At 68.0% G+C, this 23694-nt stretch carries 19 protein-coding genes and 1 tRNA gene; 7 read left to right on the plus strand and 13 right to left on the minus strand.

Annotation, left to right across the window (positions count from 1 at the left end):
• Positions 1-148 precede the first annotated feature (148 nt).
• The gene (locus tag E3O46_RS02875; RefSeq protein WP_134561073.1) at positions 149-1414 is read left to right on the plus strand and encodes a ScyD/ScyE family protein; all 1266 of its coding nucleotides are present in this window, start codon (positions 149-151) and stop codon (positions 1412-1414) included.
• A 99-nt stretch (positions 1415-1513) separates the two neighbouring features.
• Here the strand turns inward: E3O46_RS02875 and E3O46_RS02880 are convergent, their stop codons facing one another.
• The 6 genes from E3O46_RS02880 to E3O46_RS02905 all read right to left on the minus strand — a co-directional run bounded on the left by E3O46_RS02880 (position 1514) and on the right by E3O46_RS02905 (position 9551).
• Positions 1514-2227, minus strand: a complete 714-nt coding sequence (locus E3O46_RS02880; RefSeq protein WP_134446463.1) for a response regulator — start codon at positions 2225-2227, stop codon at positions 1514-1516.
• Positions 2228-4810: a DUF4118 domain-containing protein gene (locus E3O46_RS02885; protein ID WP_134561074.1), complete on the minus strand. Its 2583-nt coding sequence runs from the start codon at positions 4808-4810 to the stop codon at positions 2228-2230.
• A gap of 10 nt (positions 4811-4820) precedes the next feature.
• On the minus strand, positions 4821-5435 hold the full coding sequence (kdpC, locus tag E3O46_RS02890; RefSeq protein WP_134446465.1) for a potassium-transporting ATPase subunit KdpC: 615 nt from the start codon (positions 5433-5435) through the stop codon (positions 4821-4823).
• A gap of 51 nt (positions 5436-5486) precedes the next feature.
• Positions 5487-7697: a potassium-transporting ATPase subunit KdpB gene (kdpB, locus tag E3O46_RS02895; protein WP_134446466.1), complete on the minus strand. Its 2211-nt coding sequence runs from the start codon at positions 7695-7697 to the stop codon at positions 5487-5489.
• Positions 7698-7788: 91 nt separating this feature from the next.
• A complete protein-coding gene (gene kdpA / locus E3O46_RS02900) occupies positions 7789-9462 on the minus strand; it encodes a potassium-transporting ATPase subunit KdpA (protein ID WP_134561075.1) in 1674 nt (557 codons plus the stop codon).
• The gene (locus E3O46_RS02905; RefSeq protein WP_134446468.1) at positions 9462-9551 is read right to left on the minus strand and encodes a potassium-transporting ATPase subunit F; all 90 of its coding nucleotides are present in this window, start codon (positions 9549-9551) and stop codon (positions 9462-9464) included. The genes kdpA and E3O46_RS02905 overlap by 1 nt, the downstream gene beginning before the upstream one ends.
• 321 nt (positions 9552-9872) lie before the next feature.
• Between E3O46_RS02905 and E3O46_RS02910 the strand changes: the two genes are divergently transcribed.
• Together E3O46_RS02910 and E3O46_RS02915 are read left to right on the plus strand one after the other, a co-directional pair.
• The gene (locus tag E3O46_RS02910; protein WP_134561210.1) at positions 9873-11675 is read left to right on the plus strand and encodes a bifunctional 3'-5' exonuclease/DNA polymerase; all 1803 of its coding nucleotides are present in this window, start codon (positions 9873-9875) and stop codon (positions 11673-11675) included.
• A gap of 73 nt (positions 11676-11748) precedes the next feature.
• Positions 11749-12618, plus strand: a complete 870-nt coding sequence (locus tag E3O46_RS02915; protein WP_134561076.1) for a DUF1684 domain-containing protein — start codon at positions 11749-11751, stop codon at positions 12616-12618.
• A gap of 94 nt (positions 12619-12712) precedes the next feature.
• Here E3O46_RS02915 and E3O46_RS02920 read toward each other — a convergent pair whose 3' ends face one another.
• On the minus strand, positions 12713-13324 hold the full coding sequence (locus tag E3O46_RS02920) for a PadR family transcriptional regulator (protein WP_166791013.1): 612 nt from the start codon (positions 13322-13324) through the stop codon (positions 12713-12715).
• Positions 13325-13575: 251 nt separating this feature from the next.
• Between E3O46_RS02920 and E3O46_RS02925 the strand changes: the two genes are divergently transcribed.
• Entirely contained in the window at positions 13576-14097 is a 522-nt protein-coding gene (locus E3O46_RS02925; RefSeq protein WP_134446471.1) for a DUF3145 domain-containing protein, read from the plus strand.
• A gap of 132 nt (positions 14098-14229) precedes the next feature.
• Here E3O46_RS02925 and E3O46_RS02930 read toward each other — a convergent pair whose 3' ends face one another.
• The 6 genes from E3O46_RS02930 to aceE form a co-directional block, all read right to left on the minus strand.
• Positions 14230-15465 (minus strand): beta-ketoacyl-[acyl-carrier-protein] synthase family protein, encoded by a 1236-nt coding sequence (locus E3O46_RS02930; protein WP_134446472.1) that lies wholly within the window; start codon positions 15463-15465, stop codon positions 14230-14232.
• 88 nt (positions 15466-15553) lie between these two features.
• Positions 15554-15802, minus strand: a complete 249-nt coding sequence (locus E3O46_RS02935) for an acyl carrier protein (RefSeq protein WP_134446473.1) — start codon at positions 15800-15802, stop codon at positions 15554-15556.
• A gap of 60 nt (positions 15803-15862) precedes the next feature.
• The gene (locus tag E3O46_RS02940; RefSeq protein WP_134446474.1) at positions 15863-16867 is read right to left on the minus strand and encodes a beta-ketoacyl-ACP synthase III; all 1005 of its coding nucleotides are present in this window, start codon (positions 16865-16867) and stop codon (positions 15863-15865) included.
• A gap of 18 nt (positions 16868-16885) precedes the next feature.
• Positions 16886-17803: an ACP S-malonyltransferase gene (locus tag E3O46_RS02945; protein ID WP_134446475.1), complete on the minus strand. Its 918-nt coding sequence runs from the start codon at positions 17801-17803 to the stop codon at positions 16886-16888.
• Positions 17804-17906: 103 nt separating this feature from the next.
• The gene (locus E3O46_RS02950; protein ID WP_134446476.1) at positions 17907-19112 is read right to left on the minus strand and encodes a PucR family transcriptional regulator; all 1206 of its coding nucleotides are present in this window, start codon (positions 19110-19112) and stop codon (positions 17907-17909) included.
• 7 nt (positions 19113-19119) lie between these two features.
• The gene (gene aceE, locus E3O46_RS02955) at positions 19120-21846 is read right to left on the minus strand and encodes a pyruvate dehydrogenase (acetyl-transferring), homodimeric type (protein WP_134446477.1); all 2727 of its coding nucleotides are present in this window, start codon (positions 21844-21846) and stop codon (positions 19120-19122) included.
• Positions 21847-22090: 244 nt separating this feature from the next.
• Here aceE and E3O46_RS02960 point away from each other — a divergent pair, with 244 nt between their 5' ends.
• The 3 genes from E3O46_RS02960 (at position 22091) to E3O46_RS02970 (ending at position 23685) form a co-directional block, all read left to right on the plus strand.
• The gene (locus E3O46_RS02960; protein ID WP_134446478.1) at positions 22091-22558 is read left to right on the plus strand and encodes a peroxiredoxin; all 468 of its coding nucleotides are present in this window, start codon (positions 22091-22093) and stop codon (positions 22556-22558) included.
• A 63-nt stretch (positions 22559-22621) separates the two neighbouring features.
• Positions 22622-22697 (plus strand) — tRNA-Val (locus E3O46_RS02965).
• Between the two features lie 232 nt (positions 22698-22929).
• Complete coding sequence (locus tag E3O46_RS02970; RefSeq protein WP_241987329.1) at positions 22930-23685, plus strand: GAF and ANTAR domain-containing protein; 756 nt, start codon at positions 22930-22932, stop codon at positions 23683-23685.
• Positions 23686-23694 lie beyond the last annotated feature (9 nt).

The raw sequence follows: 23694 nt of genomic DNA on the forward strand, positions 1-23694 counted from the left end.
GGGAGACGCTGTGCATCACACGTTCTCTCCGCGGTGCTTGACAACATGCAACCGTCATCTGCTCTCGGCGTACCTGCGCAGCGCTTGTCTTCCGGTGCTTCTGTCCCAGCGGTCGTGGCGAGAGCCGATCGTGAAGAGAACAGAGATCATGACCAGGACACTGCACGGAACAGGACTGCACGGAACGGCACGGCACGGAACAGCACGGCACGGAACAGGACTACGCAGGCGGCTCCTCGCGGGGGTGGCGTGCGCCTCCCTCGCGGTGGCGTTCTTCGGCGCCACCCCGGCATCGGCCGGACAGGGATCCGGACGCGGCGACGGCGACGGGGAAGGAACAGGCGCGCCGGTGACGCTCGCGGAGGGCCTGCTCGGCCCGCTCAGCCTCGAGGTCGGCCGGCACAACACCGTCTACGTCAGCCAGAACTTCGCCGGCGAACTCACGAGGGTGGCCCGCGACGGAACGACAGCGACCATCGCGAGCGCCCCGGGCGACGAGATCTCCGCGGTCACCGCGCGGAAGGGCACCGTCTACTACGCCCGGGTGGCGCAGGACCACAGCGCGGCCACGCTCAGGTCCATCGCGCCGGACGGCACGGACGCACAGCTCGCCGACATCTGGGCCTACGAGAATTCGGCGAACCCGGACCAGGACAACAGCTACGGGTTCGTCGACCTCGACCCGGCGTGTGCCGCCCAGTTCGATCCGGCCCAGCCGCCGTTCATTCCGGCGGCGTACACGGGGGTCGTCGACACGCACCCGTACGCGTCGCTCGCCCTCTGGAACGGGGTGTACGTCGCGGATGCCGGCGGGAACGCGATCCTGCACGTCGACTGGGACGGCACGGTGTCCACCACCGCGGTTCTTCCGCCGAGCGACCCGATCACGATCGATGCGGCGATGATCGCGGATATCGGTTTCCCCGCCTGTGCAGCCGGGCACGACTACCGCTTCGAACCGGTTCCGACGGATGTCGAGCTCGGCCCGGACGGTTGGCTCTACGTCACGTCGCTCCCGGGCGGGCCCGAGGACGCGAGCCTCGGCGCGCGCGGCTCGGTGTACCGGGTCGATCCGGACTCCGGTGACGTCGAACTCGTCGCGACCGGGTTCGTCGGTGCGACGGGCCTCGCGGTCTCGCAGGACGACGGCACGATCTACGTCGCCGAGCTGTTCGGGGGTCCGGACGGCACCGGCCAGGTGTCGGTGCTCGATTCCGGTTCGGACACGCCGAGTGCGCTCGTGGCGGTGTCGCAGCCGGCCGCGATCGAGTTGCGCCACGGTGCGCTCTACCTCACGACGGATGCGATCAGTCCGGACGCGAACGGAGCGCCGACCCCGGTCGGCAAACTCGTGCGCATCCCGCTGACGGGTGGCCACGCCGCGAGCGACTCCCTCGACGACACGACAGACTGACCCTCGCCGCCCACCCGGCCCTCCCGGTCCGGGTGGGCCGGGTGCGGGGATCAGGCAGGGGCCGGGCAGCAGGCAGGGCCGGCAGCAGACCGGCAGGGGCTACGGATCGGGGGTGAAGCGGTAGCCCATTCCGGCCTCCGTGAGCAGATAGCGCGGATGCGCCGGGTCGGGTTCGAGCTTCTTGCGCAGCTGGGCGAGGTAGAGGCGCAGGTAGCCGGAGTCCGTCGTGTGGTGCGGACCCCAGATGTCCGTCAGCAGCGACTGCCGGGAGACGAGCTTCCCCGGGTTGCGCAGCAGGAACTCGAGGATGCGCCACTCGGTGGGGGTGAGCCGGATGGCCTCGGGTTTTCCGGGAGCGCCCCCGGAACCCGTGCCCGTGCGCACGACGCTCCGTGCCGAGAGGTCGACGGCGATCGTGCCGAGCATGATCACCGGTTCGGCACCGGAGTCGACCGGGCCGAGCCTCCGGGTGAGCGCGCGGATCCTGGCGAGCAGTTCGTCGATGGAGAACGGCTTCGTGACGTAGTCGTCCGCTCCCGCATCGAGAGCGTCGACCTTGTCGGCGGCGCCGCTGCGCCCTGAGACGACGAGGATCGGCACCTGGGTCCAGCCGCGCAGGCCGGCGATGACCTCGATCCCGTCGAGGTGCGGCATTCCGAGGTCGAGCATCACGAGGTCGGGATGCTCATGCGCTGCAGCGGCGAGGGCCTCAGCGCCGTCCCTGGCGGTCACGACGTCGTACCCGCGCGCGCCGAGGGTGACCCGCAGCGCACGCAGGATCTGCGGGTCGTCGTCTGCGATCAGGATCTTCACTCAGGTCTCCTCATCAGTGCCAGTGCCAGTGCCAGTGCCCGTGCCAGTGCCCGTGCCCGTGGCTGCGGCCGTGCCGGCTGTCTGGCCCGCCGGCGCTGCGGGGTCGAATGCGGGCAGGGCGATGACCATCGTCAGCCCGCCGCCCGGGGTGTCCTCCGCCTCGAGCCGACCGCCCATGCCCTCGGTGAATCCCTTCGCGAGTGCGAGGCCGAGGCCGAGGCCGGTCAGGTTGTCGGTGTCGCCGAGGCGCTGGAACGGAAGGAAGACCTCATCGCGCCGGTCGGCGGGAATGCCGGGCCCGCGGTCCATGATCCGCAGTTCGACGACGCCGCCGAATTCGCTCGCCGAGACGAGCACGCGCCCGCCCGTCGGCGAGAAGCGGATGCCGTTGGCCAGCACGTTCACGACGACCCGCTGCAGGAGTCCGGCATCGGCGAGCATCGGCGGCAGCCCGGGAGGGAGCTCGAGTTCAACCGTGTCCGGCCCGACGCCGAGCTCATCGAGTGCGGGGAGCACGACGTCCGCAGCGTCGACGGGGCCCAGGGAGACCGCGAGGGCACCGGCCTGCACCCGGCTGACGTCGAGGAGGTTCGTGACGAGGCTGGCCAGCGACTCGAGACTCTCTTCGGCCGTCTCGAAGAGCTCCTCCCTGTCGGCGGGCGACAGCGTGAGTTCGGCCGAGCGCAACCCGCTGATAGCGGCTGTCGCAGCGGAGAGCGGCCGCCGCAGGTCGTGACCGACGGCGGCGAGAAGGGCGCTGCGCATCCGGTCGGCCTCGGCGAGCGGTCCGATCGCACTGGCCGTCTCTGCGAGGTCGCTGTGTTCGAGCGCGGCGTCGAGCTGGGTCGCGATCACGCCGAGCAGTCGTCGCTCGGACGCTGCGAGGTCGCGTCCGGAGAGCTCGAGGGTGCCCCGGGTGCCGACGGGGACCGTTGCGAGGGGGGTGTCCGGGCCGGCCTGGGCGGGCGAGCCGTCGGAGTACAACAACGTCCCGCCCGCGAACAGGCGCACCCCGGTGAGGTTGAAGGCCTCGCGGGTCCTGGCGACGAGCGCGGGAACGGCGTCCTCGCCGCGGAGCACGCTGCCGGCAACGGTGGCGAGGAGTTCTGACTCACCCGCGGCGCGCTGGGCGCTGCGGCTTCGTCGGGCGGCGAGGTCGACGACGTAGCTGACGACGCCCGCGTTGGCCAGGTACAGGACGAGCGCGAGGGCGTGTGCGGGTTCGGCGATCGTGACGGTGTAGAGCGGGTTCACGAAGAAGTAGTCGAGGGTGAGCCCGGAGAGCAGCGCGGCGAACAGGGCAGGCCAGAGTCCGCCGACGAGGGCGACGACGATGACGAGGAGTTGATAGCTGAGCACCTCGCTCGTGATCGATTCCTCGCTGTGGGTCGCCACGAGGAGCGCGGTGAGCAGCGGACCGCCGACGACGGCGAGGCCGAGGCCGGCCAGCCGTCTGCGGAGGCTCAGTGCACCGCCGATCCGGGGGAGGCGCATCCGCTCGCCCGCGGCGGAGTGCGTGACGACGTGCACGTCGATGTCTCCGGACTCCCTGACGACCGTCGTGCCGATTCCCGGCCCGCTGAAGGCCGCCTTGAGCCGGGTACGCCTGCTCACACCGATCACGAGCTGGGTCGCATTCGAGGCCCTGGCGAATTCGACGAGGGCGGTCGGGACGTCGTCGCCGACGAGCTGGTGGTAACTGCCGCCGAGTTTCTCAACGAGGGCCCGCTGGGCCGCGAGCGCGCCGGGGTGTGCGGAGCGGAGTCCGTCCTGGCTGATCACGTGCACGGCGAGGAGCTCGCCCCCGGCTGCGCGCCCGGCGATCCGTGCCCCGCGGCGCAGCAGCGTCTCGCCCTCCGGCCCGCCGGTGAGCGCGACGACGACACGTTCGCGGGCTTCCCACTTGCTGTCGATGCCGTGTTCGGCCCGGTAGTTCTTGAGTGCCGTGTCGACCTCGTCGGCGAGCCAGAGTAAAGCGAGCTCGCGCAGGGCGGTGAGATTGCCGAGTCGGAAGTAATTCGACAGGGCGGCGTCGATCCTGGCGGCGGGATAGACGTGGCCCTCGGCGAGCCGGTCGCGCAGGGACTGCGGGGCGAGATCGATCACCTCGACCTGATCCGCGGCACGCAGCACGCTGTCCGGGAGGGTTTCGCGCTGGGGGACACCCGTGATCTGCTGCACGACGTCGTTGAGCGACTCGATGTGCTGGATGTTGACCGTCGAGATGACGTCGATGCCCGCGTCGAGGATGGACTGGACGTCCTGCCACCGTTTGTCGTGGGCGAGTCCGGGGGCGTTGGTGTGGGCGAGCTCGTCGACGAGTGCGATCGCGGGTGCGCGATCGAGGACAGCATCCAGGTCGAGGTCGGTGAGTTCGATCCCGCGGTGCCGCCTGACGAGGCGCGGCACGACCTCGAGTCCTTCGAGCATCGCGGCCGTCGCAGGGCGGTCGTGGGTTTCCACGACCGCGACGACGACGTCCTTGCCCTCTGCGTGCAGCCGCCTGCCCTCTTCGAGCATGGCGTAGGTCTTGCCGACGCCCGGTGCGGCACCGAGCAGCACCCGCAGTCGACCGCGTTTCATGTCACGCCTTTCAGCCCTGGCCGGGCAGCGCCGCGAGGGCGAGGTTCAGTTGGAGCACGTTGACGGTGGGTTCGCCGAGGAAACCAAGGTCCCGTCCCTGAATCCTAGACTCGACCAGGGCGCTGACCGTCGCGACCGGAAGGCCGCGGGCCGCCGAGACCCTGTTCACCTGGATCCGGGCGTACTCCGCGCTGATCTGGGGATCAAGACCCGACGCGGATGCCGTGAGCGCGTCAGCGGGGATCTGGGCGGCGGTCACGCCGTCGGATCCCTCGATTGCGGACGTCCGGTCGGCGATCGCGGCGATCAGGTCCGCGTTCTCCGGACCGAGGTTACTGCCGCCGGAGGCCGCCGCATCGTAGCCGTCGCCCGCTGCGGATGGCCGGGACTGGAACCACTCCGGAAGGGCCGCTCCCTGGGCATCCGTGAATGACTGGCCGATCAGCGAGGAGCCGACCGCTCCAGAACCCCCCTGGATGAGGGAACCGTTGGCCTGGTTCGGCAGGGCGACCTGCCCGAAGGCCATGATCGCGAGGGGATAGGCGACACCGAGGATGACGGTGAAGACGAGCATGGCGCGAAGGGCGACGCCGTACTGGCGGGCCGAGCTGCGAGGGGAACTCATGGTGACGTTGTCCGTTTCCGTGGAAGTGAGGTTGGGGAGAGGTCCGGCGGGTCAGAAACCGGGGAGCAATGCGACGAAGAGGTCGACGAGCTTGATCCCGAGGAACGGTGCGATCACACCACCCAGGCCGTAGATCAGCAGGTTGCGGCTGAGCACGCTCGCGGCGGCGGCCGGACGGTAGGTGACTCCGCGAAGCGCGAGCGGGATCAGTACAACGATGATGATCGCGTTGAAGATGATGGCGGACAGGATCGCCGAGGCTGGCGAGTGCAGCTGCATCACGTTCAGCACGGCGAGGCCGGGGAAGACTCCTGCGAACATGGCCGGGATGATCGCGAAGTACTTGGCGATGTCGTTGGCGATCGAGAAGGTGGTGAGGGCGCCGCGGGTGATCAGAAGCTGTTTGCCGATTCGGACGATATCGATGAGCTTCGTCGGGTCAGAGTCGAGGTCGACCATATTGCCGGCCTCCTTCGCGGCGCTGGTGCCGGTGTTCATCGCGACCCCGACGTCGGCCTGGGCGAGTGCCGGTGCGTCGTTCGTTCCGTCGCCCGTCATGGCGACGAGATTGCCGCCCTCCTGCTCACGCCGGATGAGGGCGAGCTTGTCCTCTGGGGTGGCCTCGGCGAGGAAGTCGTCGACGCCGGCTTCCGCTGCGATCGTCTTGGCGGTCAGCGGGTTGTCGCCGGTCACCATGATCGTGCGGATGCCCATGCTGCGCAGTTCGGCGAATCGTTCGGCGATTCCCTCCTTGACGATGTCCTTGAGGTACACCACTCCCAGGATCCGCCGCGCCCCGGGTCCAAGGTCCGCCGAGTTGTCCGCCGTGTTGCCCGCAGCGCTGCCCTCGGCCACGACGAGGGGGGTGCCGCCCAGTTCTGAGATCCGTTCGACGGTCGCGTTCAGGTCGTCGAGGATCGTCGACTCGACGTTCGTGGTTTCGCTCACCCAGGCGAGCACGGCGGAGCCGGCGCCCTTGCGCACGAAGGAGCCGTCGGGCAGGTCGATCCCGCTCATCCGGGTCTGCGCCGTGAAGGGCACCACGACGGCGTCGAGGATTCCCGGATTCCCGAACCCGGTTTCGATGGCGAGGTCGACGATCGATTTGCCCTCTGGGGTCGGGTCGCTCAGGGAGGACAGTGCTGCTGCGTTGATGAGTTCGCCTCTGTCGACCCCGGCGAGCGGGGTGAACTCCCGTGCCTGCCGGTTGCCGTAGGTGATCGTGCCGGTCTTGTCGAGGAGCAGGATCGTGACGTCGCCTGCCGCCTCGACTGCGCGTCCCGACATGGCCAGCACGTTGCGCTGCACGAGCCGGTCCATTCCTGCGATGCCGATCGCGGAGAGCAGGGCGCCGATCGTGGTCGGGATCAGGCAGACGAGCAGGGCGACGAGGACGGGCAGGCTCACGGCGGCGGCGGAGTATCCCGCGATGGGGTTGAGGGTGAGGGTGACGACGAGGAACACGATCGACAGGCTCGCGAGCAGGATGTTGAGCGCGAGCTCGTTCGGGGTCTTCTGCCGGGAGGCGCCCTCGACAAGGGCGATCATGCGGTCGACGAAGGTCTCGCCCGGCTTGCTCGTGATGCGGACGACGATCCGGTCGGAGAGCACCCGGGTGCCGCCGGTGACGGCGCTCCGGTCGCCGCCGGACTCACGAACGACGGGTGCGGATTCACCGGTGATCGCGGACTCGTCGATCGACGCGATGCCCCAGACGATGTCGCCGTCTCCGGGGACGAGCTCCCCGGCGGTCACGATCACGGTATCGCCCAGTGTCAGGTCGGCGGAGGAGACGGCGGAGACGGTGGCCCGTTCGGCCGCGGCATCCGCTGCCTCGTCGTAGCCGGCCACGAGGTTGGCGATCGTGCTCGTTCGGGTCTGGCGGAGGCTGTCGGCCTGCGCCTTGCCGCGGCCCTCGGCGACGGCTTCCGCGAGGTTCGCGAAGATCACGGTGAGCCAGAGCCAGAATGCGATGCCGACGGTGAAACTCGCCGGTACGTCGCCGCCGCCCGAACGGGCCGGTCCGCCGAGGAAGGGTTCGACGATCGCGAGCAGCGTGGTGAGCGCGGCACCGACCTCGACGATGAACATGACGGGGTTCCGCCACATCAGCCGGGGGTCGAGCTTGCGCGCCGCCATCGGGAGTGCAGCGACGAGCTGGGCAAGGTTGATCGCGCTCGATGCGCGTTTCCGCGGATGTTCTCCAGCGGGCGCTCGGCCCTCGCCCCGTGGAGAGGTGGATGCTTCGGTGACTGTCGACATGATTACTGCTGCCCTTCCGTCGGGGAGTCCGGCGTGAGTGGTGACAAGGAGAGGAACGGGGGAGCCTGGGTGCCGGAGGCGGTGGTCATGGCTACTGCAGCCCTTCCGCGAGCGGACCCAGCGCGAGCACCGGGAAGTACGTGAGCGCCGTGATGATGACCGTCACGCCGACGAGCAGCCCGACGAACTGCATGCGGTGGGTCGGCAGGGTGCCGCGCGTCGCAGGAACGGTGTCCTGGGCGGAGAGGGCTCCGGCGAGGGCGAGCACGAGGACGATCGGCAGGAAACGGCCGAGGAGCATGGCAACGCCCAGCGCCGTGTTGAACCACGGCGTGTTGGCCGTCAGTCCCGCAAAGGCGGAACCATTGTTGTTGGCCGCGGAGGTGAAGGCGTAGAGCACTTCGGAGAGACCGTGCAGCCCGGGGTTCCAGATGGAGGTGCCCTCGACATCCGCTCGCACGGCGGGGATCGCGAAACTCAGGGCCGTTCCGGCGAGGACGAGGGTCGGGGTCACCAGGATGTAGAGGCTGGCGATCTTGATCTCGCGCGGGCCGATCTTCTTGCCGAGGTATTCGGGAGTGCGGCCGACGAGCAGGCCGGCGATGAAGACCGTGATCACGGCGAGGATGAGCATTCCGTAGAGCCCGGACCCCGTGCCGCCGGGGGCGACCTCGCCGAGCATCATGTTGAGCATCGGCATCAGGCCCCCGAGGGCCGTGAAGGAGTCGTGCATCGAGTTCACGGCACCGGTCGAGGTGAGGGTCGACGCCGTCCCGAAGATGGCGGACCCGATAATGCCGAAGCGCTGTTCCTTGCCCTCCATGGCGCCACCCGCTGCGAGTGGGGCCGTTCCGGCACCGCCGAGCTCGAAGAGGGTGAGCGCGGTGAGGGAGACCACGAAGATGGCGGCCATCGCTCCGAGAATGGCATAGCCCTGTCGTTTGTCGCCGACGATCGTGCCGAAGGTGCGGGGCAGGCTGAACGGGATCGCGAGCATGAGAACGATCTGGAACATGCTCGTCCACGCGGTCGGGTTTTCGAACGGATGCGCCGAGTTCGCGTTGAAGAATCCGCCGCCGTTCGTGCCGAACATCTTGATCGCCTCCTGCGAGGCCACCGGCCCGCCCGGTATGGACTGGGTGGCGCCCGTGATCGTGGTGACGTCCGTGAAGCCGGTGAGGTTCTGGATGACGCCGCCGGCGAGGAGGACGAGCGCGGCGAGAATCGCCACAGGGAGCAGCAGGCGCAGTACCCCGCGGGTCAGGTCGACCCAGAAATTGCCGATCGTGCCGGTCCGGCGCTGAGCGAAACCGCGCACCAGGGCGATCGCAACGGCGATGCCGACCGCGGCGGATACGAAGTTCTGCACGGCGAGGCCGAGCATCTGCACAGAATAGCCCATGGTCACGTCGGGTGAATAGGACTGCCAGTTCGTGTTGGTCACGAATGAGACGGCCGTGTTGAACGACAGGCCCGACGGGATGGCCGGAAAGCCCAGGGAATAGGGCAGTACCGCTTGGGCTCGCTGAATGACGTAGACGAAAAGCACGCCGATGAGGGAAAAAGCGAGCACGCTGCGCAGGTAGGACTGCCAGGTCTGCTGCGACCGGGGATTGACCCCGACCAGGCGATAGAAGCCGCGCTCGACCCGGTTGTCACGCGACGACTGGTAGAACGCCGCCATGTAGTCGCCCAGGGGGCGATAGATGAGGGCGAGGACAAGCGCAAGGGTGAGCGCCTGGAGAACGGCGAACCAGAGGTCCATCAGAACCTTTCCGGCTTCACGAGCGCGAGCACGAGGTAGGCCAGGGCCGCGACGGCGAGGAGGGCGCCGAGCAGGTCGAAGACGATCACAGTTTCTCGACTCCCTTGGCCACGAGGCCGATCAGGGCGAACACGGCGATCACGCCGAGAACGTAGACGATGTCAAGCACGAGGTCGGGCACAGGAGAACTCCATCCACACGGTGACCGCGCCGGTGCAGGCGCGGGTATCCCGGGGTCGGAACCGGGGTACTCCACAGGATTACGCCGGATTCGGGGCGGAGAATGGGGTCCTCACGGTATCCATACGGCGCACCGGCGGAACCTAACGGTTTCTCTGCGCTGGTGCGCGCTCCCGTGCAATGTGCGCGGTCGCTCGTCGCAGCGAGGGTCGTCGGTGCGCGCTGGCAGAATGGAAAGCGTGTACATACTGGTCGGTCGAAGGGGGAACGGGGAGTTCCTCGTCGAGGTGCTGAACGCCGGGGGTGTGACTCTCGGTGCCGCCCGCCCGGTGTCGGCGGACGACTTCCCCGGGTATGTGCTCCAGGAGGAACCCGGGTCGCCGCGCTGGGTCTGGGAGGACACCGCGAGCATCTACCCGGTCCTGCTCGAGGCCGGCGTCCGCGTCGAACGTGCCCACGACCTGCGGCTCTGCCACGCGATCCTGCGCCACTCCGTCCTCACCGCCGCGAGCGACCTCGCAACGGCGGCACCGAGCCGGTGGGATGCCGCCCTCGCCATCGTCGCGGAAACCCGCGATCCCGGAGCCACGCTTTTCGAACTGCTCGGAGAGGACATCGATCCCGCCGGAGAAGCGGACGCGGGCTTCACGGACGCCGGTGCCGAGTTCCGGCGCCAGCTCACGGCCGTCGCCGAGAGCGAGGAGCCGGGGCGGCTGCGCCTGCTGCTCGCCGCGGAGTCCGCCGGCGCGCTCATCGCCGCCGAGATGCGCTTCGCCGGACTGCCCTGGCGCACCGACGTGCACGACGAGCTGCTGACCAGGGTCCTCGGTCCGAGGGTCGGCCCCGGGATCCGGCCGGCGCTCCTCGAAAAACTGGTCGGACGCATCCGCCTGGCACTCGGAGACCCCCTCGTCAACCCGGACTCCCCGCCCGAGCTCACCCGCGCCCTGCGCCGGGCCGGACTCGCCGTGACCTCGACCCGGGCCTGGGAACTCAAGGAGCTCGACCATCCCGTGATCGAGCCCCTGCTCGAGTACAAGAAGCTCGCCCGGCTGCTGAGCGCCAACGGCTGGTACTGGATGGACACCTGGATCGTCGACGGTCGCTTCCACCCGGAGTACCTGCCGGGCGGCGTCGTGACCGGCCGGTGGGCGACCCGCGGCGGGGGAGCCCTGCAACTGCCCAAGCAGGTGCGCGGTGCTGTTGTCGCGGACTCGGGCTGGAAGCTCGTCGTCGCGGATGCCGCCCAGCTGGAACCGCGCATCCTCGCGGCGCTCTCGAGCGACACGGCCATGGCGGATGCCGGCCGTGGCACAGACCTCTACGCCGGCATCGTCGCGAGCGGCGTCGTCGAGACCCGCGCCCACGCCAAGGTGGCCATGCTCGGCGCGATGTACGGTGCGACGACGGGGGAGAGCGGGCGGTTGCTGCCCCGGCTCGCGCGGGCGTATCCGCGGGCACTCGCGTTGACCGAGACAGCCGCGCGCGCAGGCGAGCGCGGCGACCAGGTCACGACCAGGCTGGGCCGGTCCTCGCCGCCTCCCGGAGAAGAATGGTATGCCGCGCAGTCTCTGGCTTCGTCGGAGGGAGCCGGCGATGCCGATGAGCGGAGGGCGCGCACCCAGGCCAGGGACTGGGGTCGTTTCACGCGCAACTTCGTGGTGCAGGGGAGTGCGGCCGAGTGGGCGTTGTGCTGGATGGCGGAAATCCGGCGGGAACTCCGGAAACTGGCGTCGGACGTCGGCGCAGATGCCGGATCCGGGTTGGAGCCCCGGTCTCCTTCCCGGGCTCCTTCCGGGTCTTCTTCCGGGTCCCGTTCCGGTCGGGGCGGTGTCGTGTTCGCCGATATCCCGCACCTGGTGTTCTTCCTCCACGACGAGGTCATCGTGCATACCCCGGAGCATCTGGCGGCCAGGGTCGCGACCATTGTCGAAGATGCCGCGGCCACGGCGGGGAGGCACCTGTTCGGCACCTTCCCTGTCGACTTCCTGCTGACCGTCGCCACCGTCGACAACTACGGCGACGCGAAATAGCGCCCGCCGCGGCAATAAACCCGGGCCCGTGACCGTTGCACTGAAGACACTCACACGACGGGATGGCGCAGGCATGACACAGCAGGTAGAGCAGGGCAGCACAGACCAGGACCGGACGGACGCCGCACTCGCACAGCTCGCCGAATTCCGGGACGCACGCTCCCGCGCGGTCGTCGGCCCGCGCGGCAACCTCGCCCTCGTGAACACCCAGTGGATCACCGGTGACCCCGCGGTCGGCCAGCCGGTCTGGGGCGTCCCCGGGCTCTGGGCGCCGCTCCCCGCTGGGGTGTCCGGGCTCGCGCTGACAGCGGCAGCGAGCGAGGGGATCACCGTCGACGGTGACGTGGTCGATGGATCGGTGCTCGTGGCCGGACTCGACGCGATGCAGCCCTCGAGCATCCGCTTCAGCGACACGCTCACGGGAACAGTGATCGCCGGCGAAGACGGCGGGTATGCCCTCCGGGTCTGGGACGCCGCCTCCGAGGGAATCCGCGATTTCGGCCGGATCGATGCATTCCCCTACGATCCGGACTGGGTGGTCGAGGCGACGTTCACGCCGATCCCCGGGCGGGGTGAGGTCAGCATCGCACACCTGCAGGATGAGGGACGGACCCGCCAGCGCGCCCTGCCCGGCGAGATCACCTTCACCAGGGATGGCATCGACTACAACCTCGTTGCCTTCGAGGACGGGCCGAGCCTGCTCCTCGTGTTCGCCGACGCGACCAACGGGGTCAGCACCTACAGCGTCGGCCGATTCCTGCGCGTCTCACCGGAGGGCGACGGAACGATTCGCCTCGACTTCAACCGGGCCTACCTGCCGCCGTGCGCCTTCAGCTACAACTTCAACTGCCCGATCGCACCTGCCCAGAACCGACTCACCATCCCGATCGAGGCCGGCGAGCGCATGGTCCTGGCCACGGACGGCACGCCGCTGCACGACTGAACCGATCGTCTCGACTTTCGGCGAAGTCGTCCACGGGCTGCATCGTCCACGGGCTGCGTCTCATACTTCTTCCGGACTGGACGCCGTGATCGAGCTATGCCGCCACCGCCGGCCGCCGGCCGCGCCGTGGCTTCTGAAGATTGAGACCGTGCCCGAACTCGCCTGGGGCGGCGGCCAGCGTGCGCTCCGTGCTCTCGAGCCAGGCCAGTGCCGCGGTCGCGAGGGCATGCCGCGCCCCCGCGCCGAGCAGGTCCTGCCCGGCGCCCGGCCGGAGCTCCCCGCCGTGCGCCCCGGCGACGGTGGAGTCGCTTCCTGCGCCGGGACCGGAGTCCGCAAGGTCGGACTCCCACTGCGTGCGATAGCGGGCGATGATGCCGAGAACGTCCGTATCAGGGAGTGACGACGCGAGCAGCACCCGGTCGACGAGGTCGTTCCACTCCTCGCCGACGGCGCTCTCCGTCGCGGTCAGCCAGGCAGATGCTTCGCTCAATCCGGACGAGGTCGCCCGGTACAGGGGGAGTCCGTCGTCAGTGGTCCCTGCCGATTCCACGACTCCCTGTTTCACGAGTCGCTCGAGAGTGCCGTAGACCTGGCCGGCGTTCACGTTCCGGCGACCGGCCGTACGGGAACTGAGTTCAGCGTGAAGCTGGAATCCGTATGCCGGACCGATCGACAGGATCACAAGCAGACAACTGCGTACCGACACCGGGCCTCCGAAGCGAGAGATAACTATACCGAGTATAGCGAACCGGTCCACGGGAAAACGCGCGGGAACCGGTTGAACTGGTGGGATCAAATAACCCGATCTTCCTTGAATACCCACAGGCGGCTGAGGCATAATCCAAGGAGACGGCAGCAATTCCGTCGTAGCGACAAGTTCACACTCGCTTGCATCGTATTGAATCCGCAGTTCTGAGGTCGTTGGGGAAGACGCACCTCACAGAACGGAGAAAATCGATGACAGCAATACCTGCGCGCCGGCCACCAACTGCGCGAGGGGTGCTTTTGGTGCATTCGTCGCCACGGGCACTCAGCCCGCATGTGGAGTGGGCGGTCGGTCGCGCCCTCGGCGAGGCCGTCAACTTCGACTGGTCCGATCAGCCGGTGCTCACGGGTTCCCAGCGCGCCGAATACCACTGGGAGGGCGCACCAGGGACCGGCGCGTGCCTCGCATCCGCGCTGCTCGGATGGGACCACTTGCGCTTCGAAGTGACCGAGGACGCCGGGTTCGGCGTCGATGGCGGGCGGTGGCTGCACACGCCGGAGCTCGGCATTTTCTTCGCCCAGACCGACACCGTCGGGAACATCGTGATCCCGGAAGACCGGATTCGCTACGCCATGGAATCCGCCGGCGCGAACGCCGTCGAACTGCATCGCGAACTGCGCCTCGCCCTCGGGCAGGCCTGGGACGACGAACTCGAACCCTTCAGGCACGCGAGCGACTTCAATTCCGTGGTCTGGCTGCACAAGGTCGGCTGACAGTCCTCATTCGCACAAGGCCGGGGAAAGAGACACCTGGCGGAAACGAGAAAAGGCGGAAACGAGAACAGGCCCGACCCCGGGGGGTCGAGCCTGTTACTGATAGACGTCCGAAGGGACCGAGCTTGTCGACTAGACCGAGCGGAAGGCCACGACGGCGTTGTGGCCGCCGAATCCGAACGAGTTGCTGATCGCGAGCAGGTTGCCGCCGGGCAGGGTGCGCGGTGAGGTCACGACGTCGAGCGGAATGGCCGGGTCCTGCTCGACGAGGTTGATCGTCGGCGGGGCGGTCCGCGTCGAGAGCGCCATCACGGTGAAGAACGCCTCGATCGCACCTGCACCACCGAGCAGGTGCCCGGTGGATGCCTTCGTCGCGGAAACGGGGATGCCCTCGAGCAGGTCGCCGAACACGCGACGGAGTGCGTTGTACTCAGCGATGTCCCCGACTGGCGTGCTTGTCGCATGCGCATTGATGTGGGCGACATCACTGAGATCGGCACCCGCGTTGCGGATGGCGGTGACCATGGCCCGGGCGGCCGCCGATCCCTCGGGGTCGGGAGCCGTGATGTGGTACGCGTCACTCGTGACGGCACCGCCGAGCAGTTCGGCGTAGATGTGCGCACCGCGGGCCTTGGCGTGTTCTTCGGTTTCGACGACGAGTGCTGCTGCACCCTCGCCGAGCACGAAGCCGTCGCGTGACACGTCGTACGGGCGTGAGGCATGGGCCGGGTCGTCGTTCCGCTTGGACAACGCCTGCATCGCCGCGAACGACGCGATCGGCAGTGGGTGGATCGCGGCTTCCGAGCCACCGGCGATGACGACGTCCGCGCGGCCGGCCTGCAGCCGGTCATAGGCGTTGACGAGGGACTCGGTGCTCGACGCGCAGGCGGAGACGACGGTCGTGATACCGGCGCGGGCGTGCAGGTCCATGCCGATTGCCGCGGCGGGACCGTTCGGCATCAGCATCGGGACGGTCATCGGCAGCACGCGGCGTGGGCCGCGTTCGCGCAGGGTGTCCCAGGCGTCGAGGAGGGTCCACACGCCGCCGATGCCGGTGGCCCAGTCGACGGCGAGCCGGTCGGCTTCGACCTCGGGAGATCCGGCATCCGCCCAGGCCTCGCGGCCGGCGATCAGCGCGAACTGGCTCGAGGGGTCGAGACGCTTGATCTCGTGCCTGGCGAGGACCTCGCTGGCGGGGACCCGCGCCTGCGCGGCGAAGGTGATCGGCAGCTGGGTGCGTGCGACCCATTCCTGCTCGAGGGTGGTGGCGCCGGACTCGCCGCTCAACAGCGCAGCCCAGGTCTCGGCGGCAGTGCCTCCGAGAGGGGAGGTCGCACCGATTCCGGTGATAACGATCTTCTTGGTCATATGCAACTCTCCGTGGTACATCAAAACGGCGGGCGGAGCCCACAGCCCAGGCCGGTCGGCGATGCCGGCCGGCCTGGGCTCGTTAGTTTTAGTCCTGGGCCTTGACGATGAAGTCGACGGCGTCGCCGACGGTCTTAAGGTTCTTGACCTCTTCGTCGGGGATCTTCACGTCGAACTTCTCTTCTGCGTTGACGACAATGGTCATCATCGAGATGGAATCGATGTCGAGGTCGTCGGTGAACGACTTACCCATCTCAACCGTGTCAGCCGCAATGCCGGTCTCATCATTGATGAGCTCAGCGAGGCCGGACAGTACTTCTTCGGTGGACAATGCCATTTTTTTCTCCTTGGGGTGTCTCGTATGACCGAGATTCAGTTTAGAGGCGGTACGGGAAAACTACGGGAGCACGACGACCTGCGCGCCGAACACCAGTCCGGCTCCGAAGCCGATCTGCAGGGCGAGACCGCCACTGAGCTCAGGGTGTTCGGCAAGCAGGGTGTGCGTGGCGATCGGGATCGACGCCGACGAGGTGTTCCCCGTTGTGGCGATATCGCGCGCGATGACGACGGACTCGGGGAGCTTGAGCAGCTTCGCGAACTCGTCGATGATGCGCATGTTGGCCTGGTGCGGGATGAAGGCCGCGAGGTCGGCACTGGTCACGCCGGCGGCCTCGAGGGCCTGCTTGGCGACCTTGGCCATGTCCCAGACCGCCCAGCGGAAGACTGTCTGGCCCTCCTGGCGGAGCGTGGGCCACTCGGATTCACCGCGGTGGTATTCCTGCAGGGTGTGATTCATCTGGATCGCGCCGGCCTTGGAACCGTCGGACCCCCAGACGGTGCTCGAGATACCGGGGTAGTCGCTCGGACCGATCACGACGGCGCCTGCGCCGTCGCCGAGGAGGAACGAGATGCTGCGGTCGGTCGGGTCAACGAGGTCGGAGAGCTTTTCGGCCCCGACGACGAGCGCGTAGTGAGCGACACCGGTGCGGATGAGGGCGTCGGCCTGGGCCACGGCATATGCGTAACCGGCACAGGCGGCGTTGATGTCGTAGGCAGCGGCCGGGTTGGCGCCGACCTTGTCGGCGAGGACGGCGGCCATCGACGGGGTCTGGCGGCCGTTGCTGATGGTGGCGACGATGACGGCGTCGATCAGGGTCGGGTCGATGCCGGACTTCTCGATGGCCTCGGTGGCGGCAACGACGGCGAGGTCGACGGCCTGGACGTCCTTGCTGGCCCTGACGCGGCTGATGATGCCGGTACGCTGCTGGATCCACTCGTCGGACGAGTCGATCGGACCGACCAGGTCGTCGTTGGGAACGGTCAGGTCACCGCGGGCGGCACCGACCGACAGGATGCGCGTGAACGCGGGGCCGTGCGACTGCTGGAGTGTGGGCTTGGTCATGGTCTCTTTCCGTCGGGCTTACTGCTGGTCGATCAGTGCAAACGCGGCGGGCAAATCGTCCGGGGTCTTGATCGCGACGCTGGGTACGCCTTTGAGTGCACGCTTCGCAAGGCCGACGAGGGCGCCGGCTGGCGCGATCTCGATGATTCCGGTGACGCCGGCGGCCTCGAAAGACTGCATGCACATGTCCCACCGTACCGGCGAGGAGACCTGGTCGACGAGATATCCGACGAACCGCGCGCCGTCGGCGACCTGGCTGCCGTCCCGGTTCGTCCAGATCGGCAGGGTCGGGTTCGAGGGGGTGAGACGCGCGGCGACCGCGGCGAGCGAGGCGACGGCAGGCTGCATATACCGGGTGTGGAATGCACCGGCGACCTGAAGGGGGATGACACGCGAACGGGCAGGCGGAGCGGCGGAGAGACGGGCGAGTGCGTCGATCGCACCGGCTACGACGACCTGGCCGCCGCCGTTGAAGTTGGCCGGTTCGAGGCCGAGTTCGGTGAGGAGCGTGAGAAGTTCGGCTTCGTCGCCGCCGAGCACGGCGCTCATCCCGGACGGTTCGAGGGCTGCGGCCTCTGCCATCGCCGCGCCGCGTTCGCGCACGAACCCGAGGGCATCGGCGTCGTTCAGGATGCCGGCCCCGGCTGCGGCGGTGATCTCGCCGACTGAGTGCCCCGCGATCCCCGCGATGCGGTCGCGGCGACCGCCGGCGAAGAGCGCCCGCATGGTGAGGATTCCGGACGCAACGATCAGTGGCTGGGCGACGGCCGTGTCACGGATGGTGTCGGCGTCACTGACCGTGCCATGGGTGACAAGGTCGAGTCCGCTCGCGGCGGACATCGCGTCGAGTCCGGCGGCGAAGGCGGGGTCTTCAAGCCAGGGAACGAGGAAACCAGGGGTTTGCGAGCCCTGTCCGGGACAGACGACAACAATCATTCCCCTAGTCTCCCAAGCTCAATTCGCCGCGGAGTGTCGATGATCGACCAAGTATCCGGAAAACGTTTGTGTCTTCCCGCAGAAACAGGTCAAACGAGGGGTGTCAGCGTCGGCGGGTGGAGCCGTCGTGGTCGCTGATCGAGCCGAGGATGAGCGCGGACTGCAGGATGAGCGCCTCACGGGCGCCCGTCGCGTCATAGCCGATGACCTCGGAGACGCGCTTCAGGCGGTAGCGCACGGTGTTGGGGTGAACAAAGAGTTCCCTGGCCGTCGCTTCGAGCGAGCGGCCGTTGTCGAGGTAGCACCACAGCGTCGTGAGCAGTTCGGTCGAGTGCGCCTGGAGCGGCCGGTAGATGCGGTGGATGAGGGTGGCGCGGGCGAGCGGGTCGCCTGCGAGCGCACGCTCAGGGAGCAGGTCGTCCGCCTGGACAGGGCGCGGCGCGTTCCGCCACGACCTGGCTACGGCGAAACCGGCCAGGGCCGCCTTCGCGCTCTTGGAGGCGTCGACGAGGTTGGGCACTTCGTGTCCGAGCACGAGGTGCCCGGCACCGAAGCTCGGTTCCAGTTGCACCGCGATCTCCATGAACGTCAGGGCGGATGCCGTCCCGACGGTGTCCTCGGAGTCCGCTGAGGCGGGGTGCGCGCGACCGATCACGAGAACAAGCCGGTTTCCCTGCACCCCGATCAGCACGTCGGCGGCCATGTGCCGCGCGGAGCGGCGCAGCTGGTCGACATCGAGCATCTTCGGGGTGGTGCCGACGAGCACGCAGACCTCGCCGTGGCCGTGCCAGCCGAGTGCGGCGATCCGGCTCGGCAGTTCGTCGTCGTACTCGCCGCTGAGGATCGAGTCGACCACGAGGGCCTCGAGCCGCACGTCCCAGAGCCCGCGTGCCTCGGCGGCGCGCGCGTAGACATCCGCAGCTCCGAAGGCGATCTCGCGGGAGTAGAGCAGGATCGCCTCGCGGAGGATCTCGCCGCCGTCCTTGACGCGTTCCTCGACGACCTCGACGGAGACCCGGATGAGCTGGAGGGTCTGCTGCAGGCTCACCGAGCGCAACAGCTCCCGCGGCGCGGCACCGAAGACGTCGGCCGCGATCCACGGAGTGGATTTCGGGTCGTCGAACCACGCGATGAAGGACGTGATGCCCGCCTGGGCCACCAGCCCGACCGAGGACCGCCGTCCTGGCGGCATATCGCCGTACCAGGGCAGCGTGTCCTCGAGTCGTTTCAGGGTCGCCGTGGACAGCTCCCCTGAGATGGTGCGCAACCAGGCGAGCGTCTGCTCCTTCGTCTTCGGTGCCGGGGCCACGGTCGGGTTAGCTCTCGCCCCCGGCGGAGCCCGTTGTGCCCGCGGTCACGTCGTGCAGCTGGTACTTCTCGATGGCCTGGCCGACGACCGCCCTGTCGATCTCGCCGCGACGGGCGAGCATCTCGAGGGTGCGGACGACCATGGACGGTCCGTCGATCTTGAAGAACCGACGGGCGGCAGGGCGGGTGTCCGAGAAGCCGAAGCCGTCCGCGCCGAGGGTGGCGAAATCACCGGGGATGAACTGGCGGATCTGGTCGGGCACGGCGTGCATGAAGTCGCTGACCGCGATGAACGGGCCGGCGGCTCCGGCGAGCTTCTTCGTGACGTACGGCACCTGCGGGCCCTGGTCGGGGTTGAGGAAGTTGTGCTCCTCCGCCCGCATGCCGTCGCGGCGCAGTTCGGCCCAGGACGTGACGGACCAGACATCGGCCGAGACTCCCCAGTCGGAGGCGAGCAGGGCCTGCGCCTCGAGCGCCCACGGCACGGCGACACCGGAGGCCAGGAGCTGCGCCTTCGGTCCGGTGACCTGCGAGTGGTTGATCCGGTGGATGCCGTGCACGATGCCGTCGACGTCGACCTCGTCGGGCTCGGCCGGCTGCACGGCCGGCTCGTTGTACACGGTGATGTAGTACATGACGTTCGGGTCGTCGTGCAGGCCGCCGTACATCCGCTCGAGACCGGAACGCACGATGTGCGCGATCTCGTACCCGTACGCCGGGTCGTAGGACACGACGGCAGGGTTGGTGGATGCGAGGAGCGGCGAGTGGCCGTCGGCGTGCTGCAGTCCCTCACCGGTCAGGGTCGTGCGACCCGCGGTGGCTCCGATCATGAAGCCGCGGGCCATCTGGTCGCCGGCGGCCCACATGGCGTCGCCGGTGCGCTGGAATCCGAACATCGAGTAGAACACGTAGATCGGGATGAGCGGCTCACCCTGGGTGGCGTAGGTGGTCCCGACGTTCGTGAACGCGGCCATCGCGCCGGCCTCGTTGATGCCGACGTGCAGGATCTGGCCCTGCGGGCTCTCCTTGTACGCGAGCAGCTGGGCGTGGTCGACGGACGTGTACTGCTGGCCGTTCGGGTTGTAGATCTTGGCGTTCGGGAAGAACGCGTCGATTCCGAAGGTGCGGGCCTCGTCGGGGATGATCGGGACGATGCGGTTTCCGAAGTCCTTGGCGCGCAGGAGCTCCTTGAGCAGACGGACGAACGCCATCGTCGTGGCGATCTCCTGCGTGCCGGAGCCTTTCAGGGTCGGCGCGTACGTCGAGTCCTGCGGGAGGTTGACCTGGGTGTACTTGCTCCGGCGTTCCGGCACGTAGCCGCCGAGGGCGCGGCGGCGTTCGTGCAGGTACTGGATCGCCTCGTCGTTCTCGTCCGGACGGTAGTACGGCGGGAGGTAGGGGTTCTCCTCGAGCTGGGCATCCGTGATCGGCATGTGGGTGCTGTCACGGAAGGTCTTCAGGTTCTCGAGGGTGAACTTCTTCATCTGGTGGGTCGCGTTGCGGCCCTCGAAGCTCGGGCCGAGGGCGTAGCCCTTGACGGTCTTCGCGAGGATGACGGTCGGCTGGCCCTTGTGCTCCGACGCGGCCTTGAACGCTGCGTAGACCTTGCGGTAGTCGTGGCCGCCACGCTTGAGGTTCCAGATCTCGTCGTCGGTGTAGCCCTCGACGAGCTTCAGGGCGCGCGGGTCGCGGCCGAAGAAGTTCTCGCGAACGTATGCGCCGCTCTCGGCCTTGTACGTCTGGTAGTCGCCGTCGGGGGTGACGTTCATCAGGTTGAGCAGGGCGCCGTCGACGTCGCGGGACAGGAGGTCGTCCCACTCGCGGCCCCAGACGACCTTGATGACGTTCCAGCCGGCACCGCGGAAGAAGCTCTCGAGCTCCTGGATGATCTTTCCGTTTCCGCGGACGGGTCCATCGAGGCGCTGCAGGTTGCAGTTGATGATGAAGTTGAGGTTGTCGAGACCCTCGTTCGCGGCGACCTGGAGCTGGCCGCGGCTTTCGACCTCGTCCATCTCACCGTCGCCGAGGAACGCCCAGACCTGCTGGTCGCTGGCGTCCTTGATTCCGCGGTTGGTGAGGTACCGGTTGGTCTGCGCCTGGTAGATGGCGTTGATCGGACCGAGGCCCATCGACACCGTCGGGAACTGCCAGAACTCCGGCATCAGGCGCGGGTGCGGGTAGGACGACAGTCCCTGCGGCGCGTGCGACTTCTCCTGGCGGAAGCCGTCGAGCTGGTTCGCGGTCAGGCGGCCCTCGAGGAATGCCCGGGCGTAGGTGCCGGGGGAGGCGTGGCCCTGGATGAAGATCTGGTCTCCGCCACCCGGGTGGTCCTGGCCGCGGAAGAAGTGGTTGAAGCCGACCTCATAGAGGGCGGCGGATGAGGCGTATGTCGAGATGTGTCCGCCGACGGAGATCCCGGGTCGCTGTGCGCGGTGCACGAGCACGGCTGCGTTCCAGCGGATCCAGGCGCGGTAGCGGCGCTCGATGTCTTCATCGCCGGGGAAGTCCGGCTCGTTGCCGGCCGCGATCGTGTTGATGTAGTCGGTGGTGGGCACCATGGGGACGCCCAGGTGCAGTTCCTTGGATCGTTTGAGCAGGCTCAGCATGATCTCGCGGCCGCGTTCGTGTCCCTGGGCGGCCACGAGTGCGTCCAGAGATTCGGACCACTCTTTCGTCTCTTCCGGATCCGCATCCGTGCTGTTCACCGAGTATGGGTCCTGGTCGTTGACAGTCACAGTCGACCTCTCTCTATCGGGCAGGTCGTGTGATACGCGACCGTGCCTGGTTAGGCGTGCCGCAAAGCGGTCCCTGTGGACCGCTGGCACCACGCCAGCCTACAGATTCCAGCTGTGTGCCGCGCACGCGCGGCCGGTACGCGACGAACGCTGTCAGCGAAAGAATTGTCTAGGTTTCCCCCATCCCCGGGGCTAGGCTGTTCCGGCGCTTGCCACTGGTGGCTGACGCAGGAAAGGACGCACTATGGCTCTGGAGAATGACACCCAGGCACCCGACTTCGAATTGGTCAACCAGTACGGCGAGCACATCCAGCTCAGCCAGTATCGCGGTGACAAGTCGGTGGCATTGGTCTTCTTCCCTCTCGCGTTCTCGGGAATCTGCAGTGGCGAGTTGTGCACCCTGCGCGACAACCTGAGCCTGTTCGAGAACAGTGGTGTTGAACTCCTGGGTATTTCGGTGGATTCCCGGCACGCGCTGCGCGCCTGGGGAGAGCAGGAGAACTACGGATTCAACCTCCTCGCCGACTTCTGGCCGCATGGAGCCGTCGCCAAGGAATACGGCGTCTTCCTCGAGGAGAAGGGTTTCTCGAACCGCGCAACCTTCCTGATCGACCCGGACGGCATCATCCGTGCGAGCTTCATCACGGCTCCCGGCGAGGCGCGTTCGCTCGACGCATACCGTGCCGCGATCGGCGAACTCCAGCCCGCGTGACCCGATCGCCGCTCCCACCGGTATAGTGGTGTCGGTTCAACCCCGGCGGAAGTCGATACGCAGGGGCCTTTAGCTCAGTTGGTAGAGCGCCACGTTTACACCGTGGATGTCATCGGTTCGAGCCCGGTAGGGCCCACCAGTAGGTCAGCACCTCGGGGTGTCCGAGAGTGATTCCCCGGTTGACCGGGATCTGGTCTCGCGGGTTAGGCTTGGGGTAATTCGGTGAGTCCTGCCGGGACTCCCGTGTGAACCGGTCGCTCCTCCGGGAGCCGAAAGGTCGTGTGTGCCAGTGGCTCTCCTGTGGAGTGATCTGCGAGTGGATGTCCCGGTCGGCCGCAACAGGCATGCCCCCGGGGCACAGGACCCGGCCCGTGTCCCCCGTTAGCCGTGCGGCATTCGATACTGCCGCCCGGGAACTCGAAGCCTGGGACGACTCCGGCACGGAGCTCTGCGCCCCGTTCCTGAGAGTGCTCCCCATCGATGGAGCAGCGATCTCCACCCTCGGCGCGCCCTTCGGGACCGAGACGATCAGCGCGAGCGACGCGTTCGCCGCCCGGATCGACGAACTGCAATTCGATCTCGGCGAGGGACCGTGCTGGCGGGCGCTCGCGACCCGGCGCCCGGTCCTCTCGCCGGACATCCGCCTCGAGCAGAATCCGGCCTGGCCGATGTTCCGCGCGGCACTCGACGACGCGGAGGTCGGGGGACTGTTCGCCTTCCCTCTCGTCATCGGAACGCTCGAGATCGGCGCCGTCGACCTCTACTCGTCCGTTGCCGGCCCGTTGCCGCCGGAGGCTGTCGCCGACGCAACGGAACTCGCGGATATCGTCGCCCGGGTCGTGCTGCGCCGGGCGCTTCGAGACCACGTCTCCGTGGAACAGGATCCGGAGCGACTGGATGCCGACGGACCGAACCGTGCCGCCCCGACGCAACCGGAAGCCGAGGGATTCTCGCGCCGCGTGATCCACCAGGCCACGGGGATGATCCTTGCCCAGCTGAATCTCTCCGCCACGGATGCATTGCTGCTCCTCCGTGGTTACGCTTTCTCAAACGGACGATCGGTGCGGTCCGTCGCACACGATGTGGTCGCCCGGAAAATTGATTTCTCCACGGTTATCGCACCTTAGGATTACAAC

This window comes from Cryobacterium glucosi (assembly GCF_004402235.1).
GTDB classification, from domain to species: Bacteria; Actinomycetota; Actinomycetes; order Actinomycetales; family Microbacteriaceae; genus Cryobacterium; species Cryobacterium glucosi.

Bases quoted from the DNA above. Each gene is read 5' to 3' on its own strand.
- E3O46_RS02875 (WP_134561073.1), top strand. From the start codon at position 149: ATGACCAGGACACTGCACGGAACAGGACTGCACGGAACGGCACGGCAC.
- E3O46_RS02885 (WP_134561074.1), bottom strand. From the start codon at position 4,810: ATGAAACGCGGTCGACTGCGGGTGCTGCTCGGTGCCGCACCGGGCGTC.
- kdpC (WP_134446465.1), bottom strand. From the start codon at position 5,435: ATGAGTTCCCCTCGCAGCTCGGCCCGCCAGTACGGCGTCGCCCTTCGC.
- kdpB (WP_134446466.1), bottom strand. From the start codon at position 7,697: ATGTCGACAGTCACCGAAGCATCCACCTCTCCACGGGGCGAGGGCCGA.
- kdpA (WP_134561075.1), bottom strand. From the start codon at position 9,462: ATGGACCTCTGGTTCGCCGTTCTCCAGGCGCTCACCCTTGCGCTTGTC.
- E3O46_RS02910 (WP_134561210.1), top strand. From the start codon at position 9,873: ATGGAAAGCGTGTACATACTGGTCGGTCGAAGGGGGAACGGGGAGTTC.
- E3O46_RS02915 (WP_134561076.1), top strand. From the start codon at position 11,749: ATGACACAGCAGGTAGAGCAGGGCAGCACAGACCAGGACCGGACGGAC.
- E3O46_RS02925 (WP_134446471.1), top strand. From the start codon at position 13,576: ATGACAGCAATACCTGCGCGCCGGCCACCAACTGCGCGAGGGGTGCTT.
- E3O46_RS02930 (WP_134446472.1), bottom strand. From the start codon at position 15,465: ATGACCAAGAAGATCGTTATCACCGGAATCGGTGCGACCTCCCCTCTC.
- E3O46_RS02935 (WP_134446473.1), bottom strand. From the start codon at position 15,802: ATGGCATTGTCCACCGAAGAAGTACTGTCCGGCCTCGCTGAGCTCATC.
- E3O46_RS02940 (WP_134446474.1), bottom strand. From the start codon at position 16,867: ATGACCAAGCCCACACTCCAGCAGTCGCACGGCCCCGCGTTCACGCGC.
- E3O46_RS02945 (WP_134446475.1), bottom strand. From the start codon at position 17,803: ATGATTGTTGTCGTCTGTCCCGGACAGGGCTCGCAAACCCCTGGTTTC.
- E3O46_RS02960 (WP_134446478.1), top strand. From the start codon at position 22,091: ATGGCTCTGGAGAATGACACCCAGGCACCCGACTTCGAATTGGTCAAC.